The sequence below is a fragment of the Candidatus Synchoanobacter obligatus genome, from assembly GCF_024259865.1.
GTDB lineage: Bacteria > Pseudomonadota > Gammaproteobacteria > Comchoanobacterales > Comchoanobacteraceae > Synchoanobacter > Synchoanobacter obligatus.
Window position 1 is genome coordinate 294,296 of record NZ_JAKUDN010000001.1, and the last position, 18,033, is coordinate 312,328.

The window sequence follows — 18,033 nt, forward strand, 5'->3', positions numbered from 1 at the left end:
ATGATGAAAGTACGTTCGCAAGATGGATTTGACGATGAACCCAAGAAATATTGTATTAGCCTTTATAACAGCTCTTTTAGCCGCTAATGCTTCCTCTAAATCAGTTGATTATCCCTTAGAATCTACCCCTGAATTTTTTCAGTCGCTCACTATGGGACGGTATGACTTGCATGTCAATGTGCCTCATGACTATCAAATTGTTCAGCACTCTTTAGAACACAAGGAGCACACCATTGGTTTCGTTTTAGATGATCATAACCTCAACAATTGGCGTGAACATATTGGTGTTCATGTCTCTGTTGATACATCAGAAAGTGCCAGTGCCCATATCCGCCGCATCCAAGACTACATTATCAAAGAGCACCCTGGTGCAGAAATCCTGAAATCAGATATTGCCAGAAACAGCAATGGGATCCAAGATTCTCATACCAGTTTATTGTTTAATGATGGCACCAGTGATGTGGTCCTGGCCGCATCATACTATTCTGACAATAGCACACTGACTGGCGTTGAAGTGTCGGTTAGAGTCAACAAATCCGTTAAACGATCTCTCAGAAAAGCCGAGAAGATGGCAAGATCGATCATATCCCTTGATTAATCTTTGGGCGCAACCTTTGAAAGCATCGTGCGCCAAAGTTTCTCTAGCAGCAACATATAGCCTGAACCATTCTTCAACTGAGTGATTGATTCATCAGCTTTCATTGCTGCAGTCATCAACGGCACGTCAATAGAAGGATCGATACGGTCAGGCAGCAGTTTACACGCATAGCCAAGAGCTGACAATCGAGCGCGACCCAATAAGCTGTCTTTTTCTGTTTGCTGTGATGCGGCATACTCTAAATAAGATGCTGCAAAGTCCCTCATCCTGCCACGCGATGACTCAGCATCCCCAGGCCTTCCTCCCCAACAAGATACAGGAATTAATGGCCTACCCTCAGCAATTGCTTCAGCCATTGAAAGAATATTATGCTTCTCGACCAAATCACTGGTATAATCTTGCTTTAACAAGTGCGCCAAACTACTGGCATCAAAGCTACCATAACTGGGTAAAAACAACACTGCACCAATATGTCGATGACACATATTGACACTATTGGGATGCCCCACCACATCAAATACTTTTCTTTTACGAATACTCAAATAATTTTTTAGGTGCTTGCTCGCAGACCTAGAAAAAACACGATTAAAATAGGAAGAAACCAAAGAATAGCCTCCTGGACTATCAAATGAGTATATAGCAACAACCCTTTCCATCACCTGAAACGCTACTTGCCTAGCCTTTACATCATCCCCTTGATAGGCAACGTACGCTTGAGCCAATAACATATCAACGATTTTTCCTCCCATTGAATGCCCTGTTAACACGATAGAACCTTTGGGGTTCGATATCACATATGCCAACAATGTCTCATAAGCATCCTTTTGATAGTCTGAAATACCTTCTTGAGAAAACGCATGCTGAATGCCATCATAACGACAATCATCCACACCTATGGTTCCTCTCACAGCTATTGTCCTATATGAAGGATATGCCTTCTCTTCGACACAAACCATATATAAAGACGTTTTGGTCGGAAGAACCTTTGTGATAACCTCTTTGAAAATCTTGCTAAATATCGGATCATTAGACCCATACCTAAAATACGCAAAATAAGCCAGCCTAGCCGCTTCTGCCATGTTGTGTTGTTTTGGGAACAAATAATAAAACCAGTCTTTCATCTATATGATTTATTTAGCTTACTTTATCATAAATAGATAATAACAAAACGTCAATGACAAAAAAAAATACCACAATAAATACTGTGGTATTTTTTAAAAGCGACACGAATGGGTTAGATTCGAAAAGTGAGTATATCAGAACACTCGACATCACGAGCAGGAGAAACAACCTGACGAAAAGCCAATTGAAGTCTCGCGGGAATGCCAATATTTCCATCATTAATCTCTTTATCACTATAAAGATTATTTACTTTTTCTACCATACCATGATCGATAAGAGCCAAAGTGACTTTCAAGGACACCCACGCACTTGTTACCATCAATACAGGTAGAAAGGCAGGCGCAACTGCCTCTACCACAGACTTTAAAACTGCTAATGAGATTGCTAAAACACCAAATACACCTGACTCAGAAAAATCTCCCCCATGATGGTAAACATCAGCATATTTAAAAATCGCTAATAATATAACCTGGTAAATGGATGCCTTAATAATCAAGCCTGCAAACGTTGGCATGACTAAACCTAAAGCAGCGGTAGCCACGGTAATCCTCATTAAAACATCTTTTATATCACCATGCTCAGTCCCCAAAAGATAGTTGACTCTACCCTTGCTATTAGCAAGCATACGGCTGAATCTAGCTCTGAAAGCATTGACTGTAATCATCATTTTCTCCTTTATGTTCTAAATGCAGCATAACCTACAAATAAGAACAAATCAAGATTAATACATCATAATCAATCACATCCAAACCTTAACATCAGTAAAAAAAGACCTCGATCCTTATGAAGCGCAACGTCAGCTTGAAAAGCTCTTTTAATACCCCACTCACCATATACAAAAACTTCTTGGTATGGAGATAATTTTTAACAAGTTTTTTGATAATCTTGCTAAATATTGAGTCATTGGCCTCTACCTAAAGCAACTGCCGTCATGTTGTTAAGCTTACTTTGTCATAAACCAATAATCACAAAACGTCAATGACAAAAAAAAATACCACAGCGAACTGTGGTATTTTTTAAAAGAGTCACGAATGGGTTACATGCCCCATGTGAATATATCATCGATCTTTACAAGATTAGAGGCGCAAGCAATAGATCTAAGTGAATTTTCAGCTCTAGATTTGTCCAAGCTTCCATCAATAATACCATTAAAACAAGCTTTAACTGGTTCAACCACATTATTGTCTACAAGAGCCAAGGATATTTTTAAAGACACCCATGCACTTGCCATCATCAACATAGGAAGGAAGGCTGGTGATGTCAACTCTAAAGCAAGCTTCAGGGCTGGTATCGATAATGCCAAAAGCCCAAACGTAAACGTTTCAGAAAAATCTTCCTCGTTTTGATAAGCATGAGCAAACTTAAAAATCGCAAATAATGCAATATTGTAAAATGCTGACATAATCATCAAACTTGCATACGTTGGTATGACCATACCTAAGGCACAAGAGATGGCGGTAATACCGATCAAAAAATTCTTTAAACGTCGATGCTGATCAGGGACAAAAGCATTCTTAATGTTAGTTAACAACCTTTTTAATCTGTATTTGCTCATAATTTTCTCCTTTTTAATTTATAAAACTATAACATAAAAAAACAATAAATCAAGTTTAATCTTTTATGCTCAAATAGATATCAACCTGAACCTCTGCCGATAATGGATCTTCATAGTTATGAAACTCAAAGTCTGTTTGAAAAGCCCTTGTCACGCCCAGCTCACCTGCTTGGGTTTTTGCCCAAATCTCTTGCCACACCAAAGGAAGAACCTGATTAATCGGGCCTCTTTGTGAGGGATAACGCAGGTAACGTCCTCCAGGAATATCGAAGATTTCACAATCACTAGGCATGTCTTCTGGATCAATCACTTGATGCCCAATCGCATAGGTATATTCTCCAGCCTCATCACTGTCATAGTCCGTATAGAGCGCTATAATTCGATGGTCTGACTTCTCATCAATTTTTTCACTCATATTGTCTGCCATAAACTTTTCATACAACGATGAGATCTGTCCACCAGCCGTTGCCTCTAATTCATTACTGGTTCTAATTGCCGGTCCTATAACTGTAATCGGACTTAAGGTTATAATGTCATCATGCATCAACGAGCTCCATCTGAATAGATTCAATTTGGGAGGCTTCTACCATAAAACAGCGCCGACACATGGACTCATAGCGCTCATTGCCTCCAATTTCAACTTGCTCCCCCGTCATGACCATTGAGCCAGAACTGTTCATCCTAGCATTCATGGTCGCTTTACGCCCACAACGGCAAATGGTTTTAATCTCTATTAACTCTTCAGCCCAGGCCAGAAGGTATTGGCTTCCAGGAAACAAATTGCCTTTAAAGTCTGTTCGAAGCCCATAAGCCAGTACTGGAATCTTAAACTGGTCCACCACTCTAGATATTTCTTTAACTTGCACAAAGGTTAGAAACTGAGCTTCATCAACCAAAATACAGCTGATTTTTTCATCCTGAATCTTATGCTTTGCATAAGCAAACAGTCCCGTTGATTGATCATATAAGTCTGCTTCACTTTTCAGCCCAATACGAGAACTAACAAAACCTGTTTTATCTCGATCATCTAAAGCAGAGGTTAATATAGCAACCCGCATCCCCCGTTCACGGTAATTGTGTGCCGACTGTAGCAAAACTGTTGACTTCCCAGCATTCATCGCTGAATAGTAAAAGTACAGCTTAGCCATTTGAATCCGCCTCTGCTTCTTCCTCGAAACAGTCATACCGCATCATATTAAAGACACCAAACATCTTAAACCCTAAGGACCTGAGCAGTTTCTCAGAGCTATGAAGCCCAAAACCATAGACCTCTTCGCAACCAGCGTCTTTAGCAATATTCATTCGCTGTAACACCATCATACTTCCAACACCTTGACGCCGGTACATCGGTAAAACTGTATCCCAAAGTAATAATGATTGGTTGTCTTTCACAAACATGCCACAGCAACCAACAGACTTTTGATAAATTTGCGCCAAATACATGTTAACATTACCTGCCGCTGATTCATTCAGCTTAAAATACGCTTCAACATCTTCAACCGGCATGCCTTGACTCACCGAGAAGACATGACACCACTCATAAAATTGCTCATCATTTGAGACCTCAACCAATTCGACAGCCGGGTGGGATGTGAAATTAGGCGCATTGGATGACAGATGAAACACCCCCGCTTGAAGCTGTCCACGCTCTTCTAACCCTTCGTTAATTAAATATTGCTGTGAATGAATATGGTTATCCAGCAACAGCCATATAAATGGCTTTCTCTGATTACGTGCCAACTCTAATAATGCCGCAGAATTTAATACATTTGTTGGCTCTGTATGACCGCAAATCACATTAAATATCGGTGTATCTAACAATGAGTGCGCCATCAACCACCCTTCTTTTTCATCCGTAATCCCTACACTTTCTGAAATATAACGATAATAATATTGCAGTAACGTGATTATTGCTTCTGTTTTTTCAGTACGTTTGATCATTAACACAAGTAATACCCTTTTATTGATAGCACCAGCATAGCACGGCCGTATTGTTCTCGCAAGCCACATCAAGATGGAAAGTGGATAAAAAACTTGCAAAAACTGCCCTGACATCTTATGATTTTAGTTGAAGACAAATGGAGTTTTTTCAGCATGAAAGCTTATCTAATTTTGCCACTATTGTTCACATCCTCCATGTTACACGCCTTTACATTAAGGGACCAAGGGTTCTTCGACGTTGGTTTGGGCCCTAAACGAATAGACCCTATTACAATCAATAGGGAAAAAACGGAATACTATATTGGTCCCTGTTTTCAAACCAGTGTTGGTATTGGCTACAAAAACGGTTTAGGCGTTTCCTTGGTTTACCAATTTAACTACAACAAACGAAAAAGCGGACCGCTAAATCCTACCGACCCAACAGTGAATGAAAAATATGCCACAGAGTTTACCAACTATATTGCAGGCTTGAATTTCATCTATAAATTATTGCCCTCGTCGGAAGTTGCCTTTTTCCTCCAAGGTGGGCCTGGGATTGTGGTGAATACCGACCAAAAGCTTTCACCCACCACCTCCACCCAAACGGATACCACTGAGACAACCGTAAAGTCTGATGGCACATCATCCGTAGTCACAACTGAAGATACCACTCAAGAAAGTGAAGCCTTTTCTTTTTATGAGAACATTACCTTTGGCTATCAAGTAGGTGGTGGTATCGAATACCGCCAAGATGCTCATAAAGCCATTGTCATGCAAGTGAACTATCTTAGCACCCATATTTACCAAAGTACCTTTGATCCACAAGATTCAACAAGTGTGATCTCATCACTTGATGATGAATTGGAAGGACTCTCTGGTCACTTGTCATTACGCTATTATTTATAAAATCCTGAAGGCACTTGCAATAATGGCAACTATGTGCTGAAATACTTTCGTGAGGGTTAGCCTGTGGCGTTACTCCATCAACCCCGTCAGACCCGGAAGGGAGCAGCGGTCGTGGATTTAATGGGTGCAGGTGTGACTCTCACACTCATAACGATTAGGAACCCATGTCATATATTGTACTCGCCAGAAGATTACGTCCCAAAACATTAGATGATGTCATTGGTCAGCCATTGGTTGTGCAAGCACTCACCAATGCCTTAAACAATCAAACTGTTCACCCTGTTTACTTACTGACAGGCACCCGTGGTGTTGGAAAAACCACCATTGCGCGCATTATTGCCAAATCTCTAAACTGTGAAAATGGACCTCATCCATGCTTGAAATGCGATAGCTGTACCATGATTCAACAAGGGTCTTATCCTGATATGTACGAGATTGATGCCGCATCGAGAACAAAAGTTGAAGATACCAGAGAGATATTAGACCAAGTACAATACATGCCCCAGATAGGACGGAAAAAAGTCTATCTTATCGATGAAGTGCATATGTTATCCCAGCATAGCTTTAATGCCTTGCTAAAAACATTAGAAGAGCCTCCTGCCCACGTACAGTTTATCTTGGCCACCACAGAACCTGAAAAAATACCAAAAACCATTCTATCCCGGTGTTTACACTTTAATTTAAAATCCATTACTGCAAGCGACATCCAAGCATACCTTGCCACCGTACTAACTAAGGACAATATTCGTTTTGACGACGATGCACTACAACAAGTGGCTGAAGCAGGTGATGGCAGCATGCGGGATGCTTTAAGCATCCTTGACCAATGCTTGGCCATATCTCCTACCCACTTATCAAATGAGACCACCCAGTCATTATTAAATACCATCGCTCATACCCAACTACAAGAAGTCATACAAGCCATTGCTAACCAAGACATTGCTGCACTAGAAGAACGTTGCCATGCTTTTGAAAAGAACAATATTGACTTTAGAGACCTGTTAAAACAAATGGCAAACTTATTAATCCAAACATCTATCCACCAACTACAAGGGAAGACCTCTCCCTATACCGGTCTTTGGTCAAATGAATATCTTCAGGTTCTGTATAGAATGATTATGCAGGGTATTCAAGATCTCGAGTACAGTCCTAGCGTTAAACTCGGCGCACTCATGTGCATGGTTCGAATGGCTGTATTCAAACCCTCTCAAGAGTCTTCTACGCCCCAACCCAAGGTTACCGCAACCCCCAGACCTGTCAAAAAGAATCAAGAACCCGCTACAAATTTAGCGCCAAAGCCAACAAGTCACAACTGGACTGACATCATTGCTCAAATGACATTAACCCCGATGCTCAAAAATTTAGCTGAAAATGCAACGTTAGAATCTAAAACGGATCAGCAATGGACCCTGATATTAAATCAATCCCATAAACACTTGCTGTCTGATACCATCACCAAGAAATTAGAGCACGCAATCAATCAAACCTTTAATAAGACCATAAACCTTGTGATCAAGCTAACTGAAGCACCACAACAAACACCTGCTGCTGAAAAGAAAGCTGTAAAAGATACCAACGATGCCCAAGCGAAAGAAAAGATGCAAAAAGACCCTATCCTCAGTAGCTTGCTATCTGAACTTAACGTGGCTGATGACGCTGTTAGTATCACCAGCCACGAATAACTACCCCAGCATCAGATCTGACAACATGCCCTTCAAGGCACGCCGTTGCGACTTTAAAATAAACTTAGACAACCCAAAATGATCACTCTCATCAATAGAAAGATCTTTAACTGTTAAGTCCCCCACTTGCTCTTTTAACCAAGCGATTTGTTCTTGACGGGTTGATATCCCATCAATGAGTCCCAATGACAAACTCGATTTTGCAGCATAGACCTGAGCATCCTTAATCGCCTGGACTGATTTCTGATTTAAGCCGCGTCTTTTAACAATCAAATCTAAAAACCATTGGTTGTCCTCCTCAAGCATTATTTGTAAATGTTGGCGGACCTCTGCTGGCATGTCTTCAAAGCTATTTGGGTACCCTTTATAGCGTCCCGTTGTAATCTTCTCTTCTCTAATGCCTATTTTTTCCATCAGCTCTTTCACAATAAGATTACTAAACACCACCCCAACACTACCAATGATTGATGAATTATAAGCATAGATTCTATCCGACCCTAATGCGCCCATATAAGCACCTGATGTCGCTGAATTCTCCACCAGCACTGTTAGTGGCATTTTTGCATTTAACGCAGCAATCTCATGGTACAGTCGCTCTGAGTCCCCAATCCCTCCACCAGGAGAATTCATAATCACAATAGCCGCTTTTGTTTGCATATTGACTTTTTCGAACTGCTCCCAAAACTCACTTCGAAGTGAGATAGGCTCATCAATATGAATCATGGCGATATGATCTAAGACTTTTGCTTCTGGCTGACTGCCTCCTCTAGAAAACCACTGACTCAATAGGACCACCAACAGTAGCAATGCCAAATTACGCCACCTTTTATGCCAAACATCCCGGCGATTAACAGCAGATACTGCCTCTGCTATATCTTTTACTTCCTGTTTTGTCATCCTATCGTTCCTCCTATAACCTGACTAACCATTCCCAATATACCTTGTGGCAACACCCCAAACACAATCACCAACAGTGACAATCCAACCAGCACATAGTTCTTGTCTAGGGCAACTTGACTCTGTTCTGGGAAATACATGGTTCTCACAATATTCATATAATAGTAGGCACTCACAACAATGCACAGACCAGTCCATATCATGGTTTTATAATAGCCCTCAATGGCTAAGGCATAGAATACATTGACCTTAATAATAAAACCAACCAATGGTGGGATACCTGCCATCGCTGCCATGGTAATCAACATCGCAAAAGATTCATGCGGCAGTGATGCCGCCAATCCAGTAAGCTCTGAGACTTTCTCAATTCCTTTTGTGGCAAAAGATAACAGGACAGCAAATGCCACTGTTGTCATCAACACATAACCCATCATATAAACATAGGCACTGGTATATGCCATCGCCCCTGTTAAACATAATGGCAATAGAACAAATCCCATATGTGAAATGGATGCATAAGCCAATAACCGTCTTAGATTGTCTTGCCGAATGGCCATCAATACCCCATAGGTCAATGACAATAGAGCTATCCCCCATAATAACAGTGATACTGAAGGCACTTGTCCGAGCCCGGTTATTTGAAAGACTTTCAGTAACATCGCCAATAATGCCACTTTGGGTACCGTAGCAAACCAATACACCACCCCAATTGGGGCACTTTCATACACATCAGGAACCCACATATGAAACGGTGCAGCACCCAGTTTAAAACAGATCCCTGCCAATAAAAACACCAGTGCCAAACTTAACAGCCACATTGTATCCAAACCTCCCAACAATGGCGTAATACTTTGGTACATCAGACTGCCTGTTGACAAATAGAGAAAGGAGATGCCATACAATATAAAACCTGAAGCCACAACCCCCATGACAAAATATTTCAAACCCGCCTCACTCGCTGTCGGGTGTGATTTATCCAAAACACATAAAGCATAACTCGGAAGCGCCATTAACTCCAACCCCACATAGCACATAACCCATGAGGTCGCTGAGGTGATAACCAAAGCCCCCAAAATGGCAATCAATATCAGCACCACAGCAAATAACTGTTGCTCTTTTTTAAATGAGTGCTCACCAATCCATAGAACCCAAGCACTGAGCAATAGACAAATCCACTGGCTGATTTGGGCTAAGCCATCAACACGCCAATGCGTCCCTTCGGCATACCCATTAAAATACACCATCATCGCTGCCAACAATAGAATGCCAACAGCAACCGGAAACAATCGCTTGATCCAATCAAAACATGACCCTAGGATCAACCCCAAAGTCCCTATAATAAGTGTCACTTCTGCATATAACATACCTACACCAATAGTTTACTTGATACCGCCGCATCCAATAACTGGGTTATTGGTGGGTACAACACTTGAATGAGTCCCTGCGGATAAATCCCTAAGGCCAATACAACAAGCGATATAAACAATAGTAATGTGACCTCCCCCCGATGAATATCCCTAACTTTCTCTACAATATCCGATGGCATACCAAAGAAAGCTTGCTTGTACATCGTCAATAAATATGCTGCGGAAAGAACCAATGTGATGGCTGCACAGAGACCCACCAAAGGCATGGTTTGTAACGCTGTCATGATCACCAAATACTCTCCTACAAAACCTGCGGTTAAGGGCACCCCAATTGTCGATAGTACAAACAGTAAAAAGAACATCGAAAACCAGGGCATCTTTGTCCCCAAACCACTAAATTTGATGATTGATCGCTCATGGCATTGATGATACAAAAGCCCGAATGCACAAAATAATGCACCTGAGCCAAAAGCATGGGAGATCATTTGCACCACAGCCCCCGTCATCCCCAAACTGGCCATATCTGCATCACCAGCCCTATAAATTAAAAACAACCCCAAGGTCACAAACCCCATATGAGCCACCGAAGAATATGCAATCAAGCGCTTCATATCTTGTTGACTAAACGCCACAATCCCCACATACACAATAGCAATCAGCGACAAACCAATCATAAGTGGTGCAAAATACGCACTGGCATCGGGTAAGATTGGCATACTAACCCGAATCAAACCATATGCCCCAACCTTCAACATCAATGCTGCCAAGATCACTGAGCCCGATGCAGGGGCTTCCGTATGCGCATCAGGCAACCAAGTATGAAAAGGGAACATGGGTATTTTCACTGCAAAAGCTGCCAGTAGTGCTAAAAATAGCCACTGTTGCTCAAACAAACTTAAAGGCACTGAGGCCATTTGTAAAAATGAAAAGCTTTGGGCTTGGATGCCTAAATAAATAAACCCAACCAGCATCAATACCGATCCTAAAAATGTGTATAGAAAAAACTTCATCGCTGCATACGAACGCTGTGATGAACCCCAAACACCAATACACAAATACATTGGTATTAACATGCCCTCCCAGAACATATAAAACAATATCGCATCATAGGCCAAAAACACCCCAATGACCATACTTTGCATCAAAAGAAACAATGCCAAATAAAGCCGCATGCGGGTATAATTGACCAAATACGAACCTGCTATCACAATACAATTGATTAATAAAGTTAACCCCACCAATGCCCAAGACAACCCATCAATTCCTAACATATAACGGACGTTAAAGTAAGGAATCCAAGGCAGTGACTCCATCAATTGAATACCGCCATCAGAAAAGACCATTTGCTGAGTTAACCCATAAAAAACCCACAAGCTTATCAGAACAGTACCTGATGCAATGTGCCGACAATTAATCCTTGATCCTAATGCCATCACACCCAAACCACCTAAAAGACCACTTGCAATCAGTAAGCTTAAATACATCATACCAACCCCAACAATATTAGAACCAATGCCACCAGCATCACCAAGATGTAATGGTACAACTTTCCATTTGCGATACGCGCCAGTGGACCCGAAGCCTTTTTAACTTGAGCCGAAACCCCCATCACCAATCTTTGATCAATCAACCCACTGTCGACTATCTCGGAACAGTAAATACTGAGTCTCTGATACCCTGTCACCATATAACGCTCAAACAATGCATTCAGCCCATACTGACTGGCAATAAAATCGTACCCCCAAGCAAGCCGTTTTATCAAACGATCCAATACACTGGGTTTCTTCCAATACACATAGGTCAACACCGTTACAGAAAACAAGGTGAGTGTTAAAGGCAATGATGTCAATGCATGGTCAATAAACCCTGCAACATCCTGGATATCTTTAATGACCAGAACCGTTATCTGGTTACCCACATCAACAGATCTCAGTAACACCTCTAGATACGGCACCATGGCATAACCTAGATATATTGAAGCCGCACTAAGAATCCATAACGGCCAGCATATACTGTAACCTACTGGAACCGTCTTATTAATGGCACGATTCTGCCAAAATAATAAATAATACAAACGGGTTGAATATAACGCAGTCAATACAGCACCTCCCACCATCACCACATACGGCCACAATGACTGCTTGGCACTGAACATCAACATCGCATCTTTAGAAAAGAACCCACTCAATGGTGGTACAGCAATCATGGATAATAAACCAATAAACATCGATAAATGTATGGTTCGATGATTTGCCATACCAGAGATCTTCCTTAGATCTTGTTCATGGTTTGATGCGATGATAACCGCTCCCGCACTTAAGAACAATAATGCTTTAAAAGCCGCATGGGTTGCCAGATGATACAATGAAAACACATAACCGGATAACCCACAAATCCCAACCATCATCCCTAACTGAGATAAAGTTGAATACGCAATAACCTTTTTAATATCATTGGCAACCAATGCCACAATCCCCATTAAAATCATTGTTGAGAACCCCACCCACAGAACAATCGACAATGTTATCGGCGATAACTCAAACCAAGGTGCAAATCGGCAAACCAAATACACCCCTGCTGTTACCATAGTTGCTGCATGAATCAATGCCGAAATGGGTGTGGGACCGGCCATAGAATCTGGCAACCATATTTGTAATGGCATCTGAGCTGACTTTCCCATAGCACCCACAAATAGTCCCAAGCATATAAAGTCAATCCATCGCCAACCATGCCATACAACCCCCAAAAGCTGAGAGCCTCTACCCAAAATATTGGCATACTCTAAATCACCCAATTGTAGAAGGATCAATCCCATCGCAATGATTAATCCCATGTCTCCCACTCGGTTAACCACAAATGCCTTGATTGATGCACGTGCTGGATACGCTTTGGTTTGCCAAAACCCAATCAACAAATAGGATGCTAAGCCCACCCCTTCCCAACCAAAAAATACAAACAATAGATTATTGGCCATCACCAATATCAGCATTGCAAAGGTAAAAAAACTCACATAGGAAAAGTAAGTACTTTGGTTGGCATCCTCTTGCATATATCCTAAAGAGTAAACATGCACCAACAAAGACACTGACGTCACAATCACCATCATCATGAGTGACAGAGAGTCCAGAAGAAAACCGACTTCAAAATGATACCGGCCAATATCGACCCATGAGAACTGATAGAGATCAACCGCCTTCCCTATAAAGGCCACATCCCGAAATAGCGCACAAGCAAACAACCATGAAACCGTGATGGTGACAATCGTCAACCAACGGGCGTAAGCCCAATGACAGTAAAACCTTGCTGCCACAGCACCCAATAAAGGTGACAGCAAACAGATTAAAGCCATTTCATTCACTAACATCACTACCCCTTTAGTTGTGCAAATTTTTCAGTTTCAATAGACGCATAACGCTGATACAGTACAATGAATATGGCCAAACCTATTGCTGCCTCTGCTGCGGCAATGGCCAATATAAAAAACACCATGATTTGTCCATCCACCAGATCCAGATAACGGTCTATCGCCACAAAATTAATATTAATTGCCAAAAGCATCAGCTCTAAACACATCAAAATCGCAATCAAATTATTCCGATTCAGGACCATACCCAATAGTCCAATGGTAAAAACAATCCCCGCTAATACTAAAAAATGCATCAATCCAATCATGGCTTCATCCATGTTATACAATCTTCTTCCCGACGGTCCATTTGCTGACGAATATTTTGATATTTGGCCTGACTGTCTCTTTTGCCAACCAAGGCAATCGCTGCAACCATCGCACTTAAAAGAATCATCGCAATGTACTCAAACTCTAACCCATATTCTTGAAACAACCGAACACCAATGGTTCTTGTATTCGAACTATCCGTTATAGGTGCCAACATATTGTTTGGCAATACACCATATGCTCGCCAAATAATCATTAAAAATGACACCAGTAGTAATGAGATCATTCCCATCATCATATAACGGGAAATGTGAGACTTTAAATGATCAATATTGATCATAAATACAATAAACAAAAATAACGCCATCACTGCCCCAACGTAGACGAATATCAATGCCAATGCTAAAAATTCAGCGCCGATACTCAACCACAATACTGACGTTAACACAAATGCGCCAATCAGTGATAAAATACTGCGTACTGGGTAGGGACTTAATGCCACTGACAATGACGCCACGATCAATCCTAAAGATAAAAGATAAAATAACGCATCAACCATCATTGTCCTCACGTAAGTTATGCTGAATTCGGTCCTCATACATATCACCAATCATCAGCAATTGATCTTTTGCCAAAATATTGTCACCGCGTTGAAGAATGCTGTAATGCATTTCATCCGTACACACAATAGAATCTACCGGACAAGCCTCCTCACACAAACCACAGTTAATACACTTAAATGTATCAATATCAAAACGGGTTGTTTTTCTCGCCCCATCAGCCCTTTCTTCCGCCTCAATGGTAATGGCCAATGCTGGACAAATGGATTCGCATAGCTTACAAGCAATACAACGCTCCTCGCCATTCTCATAACGTCTTAATGCCAGAGCACCCTTAAACCTTGGTGATATTGGTAATTCTTCTCCTTCATCAGGATAATGCTGTGTGATCTTACGACGCCAAAAAGCACGCCCTGTCACTCCCAAGCCTTTTAGAAAATCCACCAGCAAATAACGCTTAAGCTGCTCTGAGCCAATCACCAACCAAGTTATGATAAGAAAAAATAACAATGTTGCAATAACAGCGCCAATATTCATACCCACTCCAATAGTCTCATCACACTCACCACAGGAATCCAAACCAATGCAACTGGAATCAGTTGTTTCCACCCTAAGGACATTAACTGATCATAGCGATAGCGCGGGAATGATGCCCGCATCCATAAATATAAAAATATAAAGAAACTCGCCTTACCCAAAAGCCAAAAAATCCCAGGAATAGGCAAACTGCCCAATAAGGGAATGCCTTCAAACGGTGACAACCATCCCCCAAAAAACATCAAGGTGGTAAAGACCGAGATAAAAATCATATTGGCATATTCAGCAATAAAGAATACTGCAAACATCATCCCTGAATACTCTACGTGAAAACCCGCAACCAATTCGCTTTCCCCCTCAGCCACATCAAATGGTGCTCTATTGGTCTCAGCAATCGCACAGATCCAATACACCATAAACATCGGGAGTAATGGCAACCAATACCAGTTAAACAATCCCCCTGATTGTCCTAGAACAATGGTTTTTAAATTCAGGCTTCCAGATAAAATCAACACCCCCACCAAAGCAAAACCCATCGCAATCTCATAAGAGATAATTTGTGCACAGGCTCTCATCGCACCAAGCATGGCATATTTAGAATTAGACGCCCATCCAGAAATTAAAACCCCATAAGCACTGAGTGATGTCATCGCAAAGACAAACAATACCCCAGCATCAATATTGGCAAAAACCCACTCGGAAGAGAATGGCACCACTGACCATACCAATAATGATGGAACTAACATTAACTGTGGCGCCAAGACAAACAAACGCCAATCCGCATCCTTAGGATACACCAATTCTTTTGTCACGAATTTAATGGCATCGGCGATTGGTTGTAAAACACCCGCAAAACCCACCCGATTTGGGCCCGTTCTCAATTGCATATAACCAATAATTTTCCTCTCAGCCGTCGTTAAGTATGCCACACAGACCACCAATGGGAGAATAATCATCAAGGCATATATCATCCAGAGCAACCACTGATTCATGATACATCTCCATCGTCAAGAGGACCCATCGTTTCAGCATAAAACACCTGCCCTCGTTCATAAACCAAGGTGCCTGGTGCAATCGTATCACTGTATTTTAAATTGGTTATCTGACCTTCTATCGATGCCTCTTGTGTCTCTGCCAACAGTACAAACTCCTCAATAGGATAAGCTTGTTGTAATGCGGCAGCATGTCTCACCAAGCCATCTCCCCGAACCCATGAGCTTAAGCCTACCCGCATCCATTGTGCCGAAATAACTTTAGGTTTTTCCACAGGAACCTGCTCAATATCTGGCCAAACCATCGTTCCATAAGCGCGATCAACATCCTGCGACAAAGTATCATAATCTTTAGCAACCACTTTTGATAACATAGACCCTAGTACATGATAGATACTCCAGCCCATTTTCGCCTCACCCCGTGGACTTGAAGCTGCGACAAACTTTTGCTGCAATCCCTGATAATTGAGGTAAGAACCTGGTGTTTCAGGGGCCAATGCCAATGGTAGTATCACATCAGCACAATCTCGTAAACTCGCTGTATCATAAGCGCTCACCGCAATTGTGAATGCTGATTTCAACAACTGGTATGCCCGTTTGGGATCAGACACATCTTGCATGGGATCCACTTGATGCAGCCACATCACATCCATCGTGTTTCTTAACATACGATAATAGCTTAAACCATTGGCTTTTGCAGCACCCCAAGCTTTATAATCGGGGGTACACCCACTGGCAGCGAGACCAAGACTATTAGGCCCCGGCGTTAATAGCATATACTCGCTTTCTGATTGGTCACACCAATGATGAACCATGGCCTGAATCTGTGCAATATCAACATGTATTAACGCCTCTTCCCCTAACAAGAATAACACCTTTCCTGACAGCGAACCCTGACCAGAAACCGGTGGATGTAACAGTTCAAAAACCCGCATAGCAAGTTCTTGCGGTTGGGTTAGATGGCATTGATATGGGAAATAATACTCATGTGCAATCGCACCAATACTGATAATATCCGAGCCCTTTTCTGATGCTTCTTTCAAACGCAAAGCCAATATAGGCTGCTCATAACGAATATTTGAGCCAATGAGTACGATGGTATCAAAGCTATGAAGGTCTCCTAGAGCAACACTCGATGGCCGTTGGTATAGTGGCACATCGGCATTCATCCATAACCGGTGATCAATATTTTCAACCCCCGAGCTTCGAAATACATGTTGTGCTAAATAACCTTCCTCTAATGTCATTTGTGATGACAACCACACCCCGACTTTCTCGGGATCAACGGCAACCATTCGGTTATAAATCAACGTCAGCACTTCCTCAAAACTTGCCTGACGCCAATGATCACCTTCCTTTAATAATGGTGTCTCCAAACGTTCTGAAGCATACAAACCTTCATAGCTAAAACGGTCTCTGTCTGCCAGCCAACCTTCGTTCAAAGCCATATTGGTATAAGGCACAACCCGCATCACATCGGTTATATTCTCATAACCTTTAGCCATGGTATGATACACAAGATTTGAGCCAATACAGTCATGTGAAGAGACACCTCGCTGCTGCTTAAACCCCCAAGAACGACCTTTAAAACGAAATGGTTTCGACGTTAATGCACCCACAGGACACAAATCAATCACATTGCCTGATAACTCAGACTTTAGGCCTCTGCTTAAATACGTACTGATCCCCGCAGTATCACCTCGGCCAATAAACGACAACTCAGGAACACCAGCCACTTCTTTCCCAAATCTCACACAACGCGTACAGTGTATGCACAAAGACATATCGGTTTTCACCAAAGGTCCTAGATCCTCATCCGCAACAACACGTTTTGACTCACTATACTCTGATACCCCTTTACCATACCCCATTGCTGTATCTTGAAGCTCACATTCCCCCCCTTGATCACAAATGGGGCAATGTAATGGATGGTTAATCAATAAAAATTGCATGATGGCTTTTTGTGCATCAATGGCTTTATGAGACTGAGTTTTTACCACCATGTTATCAGATACCAGTGTTGCACACGCTGGCTGGGTTTTCCCAATCCCTTCAATATCCACCAAACACATCCGGCAGCTGGCAACCACGGACAATTTTGGATGGTAACAAAACCTTGGAATATAAATACCTTCACGCTGAGCGACATCAATCAACCGCTCTCCCGGCTTTGCCACAATGACCCGCTCATTGATCGTTAACTCTATTGAATGACTCATATTAC

At 41.8% G+C, this 18,033-nt stretch carries 18 protein-coding genes and 1 other RNA gene; 4 read left to right on the forward strand and 15 right to left on the reverse strand.

Annotated elements, in window-relative coordinates; genetic code table 11:
• Positions 1–34: 34 nt before the first annotated feature.
• On the forward strand, positions 35–598 hold the full coding sequence (locus MKS91_RS01400; protein WP_258569058.1) for a hypothetical protein: 564 nt from the start codon (positions 35–37) through the stop codon (positions 596–598).
• Here MKS91_RS01400 and MKS91_RS01405 read toward each other — a convergent pair.
• From MKS91_RS01405 to MKS91_RS01430, 6 genes are all read right to left on the reverse strand, one after another.
• Positions 595–1,719, reverse strand: a complete 1,125-nt coding sequence (locus MKS91_RS01405; protein ID WP_258569059.1) for an Mbeg1-like protein — start codon at positions 1,717–1,719, stop codon at positions 595–597. The genes MKS91_RS01400 and MKS91_RS01405 overlap by 4 nt on opposite strands.
• Before the next feature lie 113 nt (positions 1,720–1,832).
• Positions 1,833–2,387 (reverse strand): hypothetical protein, encoded by a 555-nt coding sequence (locus MKS91_RS01410; RefSeq protein ID WP_258569060.1) that lies wholly within the window; start codon positions 2,385–2,387, stop codon positions 1,833–1,835.
• Between the two features lie 369 nt (positions 2,388–2,756).
• A complete protein-coding gene (locus MKS91_RS01415; protein ID WP_258569061.1) occupies positions 2,757–3,275 on the reverse strand; it encodes a hypothetical protein in 519 nt (172 codons plus the stop codon).
• A 55-nt stretch (positions 3,276–3,330) separates the two neighbouring features.
• Complete coding sequence (locus MKS91_RS01420) at positions 3,331–3,819, reverse strand: GyrI-like domain-containing protein (protein WP_258569062.1); 489 nt, start codon at positions 3,817–3,819, stop codon at positions 3,331–3,333.
• Complete coding sequence (locus tag MKS91_RS01425) at positions 3,812–4,423, reverse strand: thymidine kinase (protein WP_258569063.1); 612 nt, start codon at positions 4,421–4,423, stop codon at positions 3,812–3,814. Before MKS91_RS01425 ends, MKS91_RS01420 begins: the two co-directional genes overlap by 8 nt.
• Complete coding sequence (locus tag MKS91_RS01430) at positions 4,416–5,216, reverse strand: GNAT family N-acetyltransferase (protein ID WP_336604803.1); 801 nt, start codon at positions 5,214–5,216, stop codon at positions 4,416–4,418. Before MKS91_RS01430 ends, MKS91_RS01425 begins: the two co-directional genes overlap by 8 nt.
• Positions 5,217–5,369: 153 nt before the next feature.
• Here MKS91_RS01430 and MKS91_RS01435 point away from each other — a divergent pair, with 153 nt between their 5' ends.
• The 3 genes from MKS91_RS01435 (at position 5,370) to dnaX (ending at position 7,783) form a co-directional block, all read left to right on the forward strand.
• Positions 5,370–6,101, forward strand: a complete 732-nt coding sequence (locus tag MKS91_RS01435; protein WP_258569065.1) for a hypothetical protein — start codon at positions 5,370–5,372, stop codon at positions 6,099–6,101.
• 50 nt (positions 6,102–6,151) lie between these two features.
• An RNA gene (gene ffs / locus MKS91_RS01440) (signal recognition particle sRNA small type) lies at positions 6,152–6,246 on the forward strand.
• Positions 6,247–6,265: 19 nt separating this feature from the next.
• Positions 6,266–7,783, forward strand: coding sequence for a DNA polymerase III subunit gamma/tau (gene dnaX, locus MKS91_RS01445; RefSeq protein ID WP_258569066.1), 1,518 nt, complete (start codon positions 6,266–6,268; stop codon positions 7,781–7,783).
• Here the strand turns inward: dnaX and sppA are convergent, their stop codons facing one another.
• The 9 genes from sppA to nuoG are packed head-to-tail and all read right to left on the reverse strand — an operon-like array spanning position 7,784 to position 18,028.
• Positions 7,784–8,680 carry a signal peptide peptidase SppA gene (gene sppA, locus MKS91_RS01450; protein WP_258569067.1) on the reverse strand — a complete coding sequence of 299 codons (897 nt, stop codon included), beginning with the start codon at positions 8,678–8,680 and terminating at the stop codon, positions 7,784–7,786.
• Complete coding sequence (locus MKS91_RS01455; protein WP_258569068.1) at positions 8,677–10,044, reverse strand: NADH-quinone oxidoreductase subunit N; 1,368 nt, start codon at positions 10,042–10,044, stop codon at positions 8,677–8,679. The genes sppA and MKS91_RS01455 overlap by 4 nt, the downstream gene beginning before the upstream one ends.
• Before the next feature lie 2 nt (positions 10,045–10,046).
• Positions 10,047–11,534 carry a complex I subunit 4 family protein gene (locus MKS91_RS01460; protein WP_258569069.1) on the reverse strand — a complete coding sequence of 496 codons (1,488 nt, stop codon included), beginning with the start codon at positions 11,532–11,534 and terminating at the stop codon, positions 10,047–10,049.
• The gene (nuoL, locus tag MKS91_RS01465; RefSeq protein ID WP_258569070.1) at positions 11,531–13,411 is read right to left on the reverse strand and encodes an NADH-quinone oxidoreductase subunit L; all 1,881 of its coding nucleotides are present in this window, start codon (positions 13,409–13,411) and stop codon (positions 11,531–11,533) included. The genes MKS91_RS01460 and nuoL overlap by 4 nt, the downstream gene beginning before the upstream one ends.
• 2 nt (positions 13,412–13,413) lie before the next feature.
• Entirely contained in the window at positions 13,414–13,719 is a 306-nt protein-coding gene (gene nuoK / locus MKS91_RS01470; protein WP_258569133.1) for an NADH-quinone oxidoreductase subunit NuoK, read from the reverse strand.
• Positions 13,716–14,282, reverse strand: a complete 567-nt coding sequence (locus tag MKS91_RS01475; protein ID WP_258569134.1) for an NADH-quinone oxidoreductase subunit J — start codon at positions 14,280–14,282, stop codon at positions 13,716–13,718. The genes nuoK and MKS91_RS01475 overlap by 4 nt, the downstream gene beginning before the upstream one ends.
• Positions 14,272–14,817, reverse strand: coding sequence for an NADH-quinone oxidoreductase subunit NuoI (gene nuoI / locus MKS91_RS01480; RefSeq protein WP_258569071.1), 546 nt, complete (start codon positions 14,815–14,817; stop codon positions 14,272–14,274). The genes MKS91_RS01475 and nuoI overlap by 11 nt, the downstream gene beginning before the upstream one ends.
• Complete coding sequence (gene nuoH / locus MKS91_RS01485; RefSeq protein WP_258569072.1) at positions 14,814–15,809, reverse strand: NADH-quinone oxidoreductase subunit NuoH; 996 nt, start codon at positions 15,807–15,809, stop codon at positions 14,814–14,816. Before nuoH ends, nuoI begins: the two co-directional genes overlap by 4 nt.
• A complete protein-coding gene (gene nuoG / locus MKS91_RS01490; RefSeq protein ID WP_258569073.1) occupies positions 15,806–18,028 on the reverse strand; it encodes an NADH-quinone oxidoreductase subunit NuoG in 2,223 nt (740 codons plus the stop codon). The genes nuoH and nuoG overlap by 4 nt, the downstream gene beginning before the upstream one ends.
• Positions 18,029–18,033: the final 5 nt, after the last annotated feature.

What these genes read in the sequence shown, in the direction of transcription:
- MKS91_RS01460 (WP_258569069.1), bottom strand. Translation starts at nt 11,534, where the DNA reads ATGATGTATTTAAGCTTACTGATTGCAAGTGGTCTTTTAGGTGGTTTG.
- nuoK (WP_258569133.1), bottom strand. Translation starts at nt 13,719, where the DNA reads ATGATTGGATTGATGCATTTTTTAGTATTAGCGGGGATTGTTTTTACC.
- nuoG (WP_258569073.1), bottom strand. Translation starts at nt 18,028, where the DNA reads ATGAGTCATTCAATAGAGTTAACGATCAATGAGCGGGTCATTGTGGCA.
- MKS91_RS01420 (WP_258569062.1), bottom strand. Translation starts at nt 3,819, where the DNA reads ATGCATGATGACATTATAACCTTAAGTCCGATTACAGTTATAGGACCG.
- MKS91_RS01430 (WP_336604803.1), bottom strand. Translation starts at nt 5,216, where the DNA reads ATGATCAAACGTACTGAAAAAACAGAAGCAATAATCACGTTACTGCAA.
- MKS91_RS01415 (WP_258569061.1), bottom strand. Translation starts at nt 3,275, where the DNA reads ATGAGCAAATACAGATTAAAAAGGTTGTTAACTAACATTAAGAATGCT.
- MKS91_RS01435 (WP_258569065.1), top strand. Translation starts at nt 5,370, where the DNA reads ATGAAAGCTTATCTAATTTTGCCACTATTGTTCACATCCTCCATGTTA.
- MKS91_RS01410 (WP_258569060.1), bottom strand. Translation starts at nt 2,387, where the DNA reads ATGATGATTACAGTCAATGCTTTCAGAGCTAGATTCAGCCGTATGCTT.
- nuoH (WP_258569072.1), bottom strand. Translation starts at nt 15,809, where the DNA reads ATGAATCAGTGGTTGCTCTGGATGATATATGCCTTGATGATTATTCTC.
- dnaX (WP_258569066.1), top strand. Translation starts at nt 6,266, where the DNA reads ATGTCATATATTGTACTCGCCAGAAGATTACGTCCCAAAACATTAGAT.
- nuoL (WP_258569070.1), bottom strand. Translation starts at nt 13,411, where the DNA reads ATGTTAGTGAATGAAATGGCTTTAATCTGTTTGCTGTCACCTTTATTG.
- MKS91_RS01425 (WP_258569063.1), bottom strand. Translation starts at nt 4,423, where the DNA reads ATGGCTAAGCTGTACTTTTACTATTCAGCGATGAATGCTGGGAAGTCA.
- MKS91_RS01475 (WP_258569134.1), bottom strand. Translation starts at nt 14,282, where the DNA reads ATGATGGTTGATGCGTTATTTTATCTTTTATCTTTAGGATTGATCGTG.
- MKS91_RS01455 (WP_258569068.1), bottom strand. Translation starts at nt 10,044, where the DNA reads ATGTTATATGCAGAAGTGACACTTATTATAGGGACTTTGGGGTTGATC.
- MKS91_RS01405 (WP_258569059.1), bottom strand. Translation starts at nt 1,719, where the DNA reads ATGAAAGACTGGTTTTATTATTTGTTCCCAAAACAACACAACATGGCA.
- sppA (WP_258569067.1), bottom strand. Translation starts at nt 8,680, where the DNA reads ATGACAAAACAGGAAGTAAAAGATATAGCAGAGGCAGTATCTGCTGTT.
- MKS91_RS01400 (WP_258569058.1), top strand. Translation starts at nt 35, where the DNA reads ATGAACCCAAGAAATATTGTATTAGCCTTTATAACAGCTCTTTTAGCC.
- nuoI (WP_258569071.1), bottom strand. Translation starts at nt 14,817, where the DNA reads ATGAATATTGGCGCTGTTATTGCAACATTGTTATTTTTTCTTATCATA.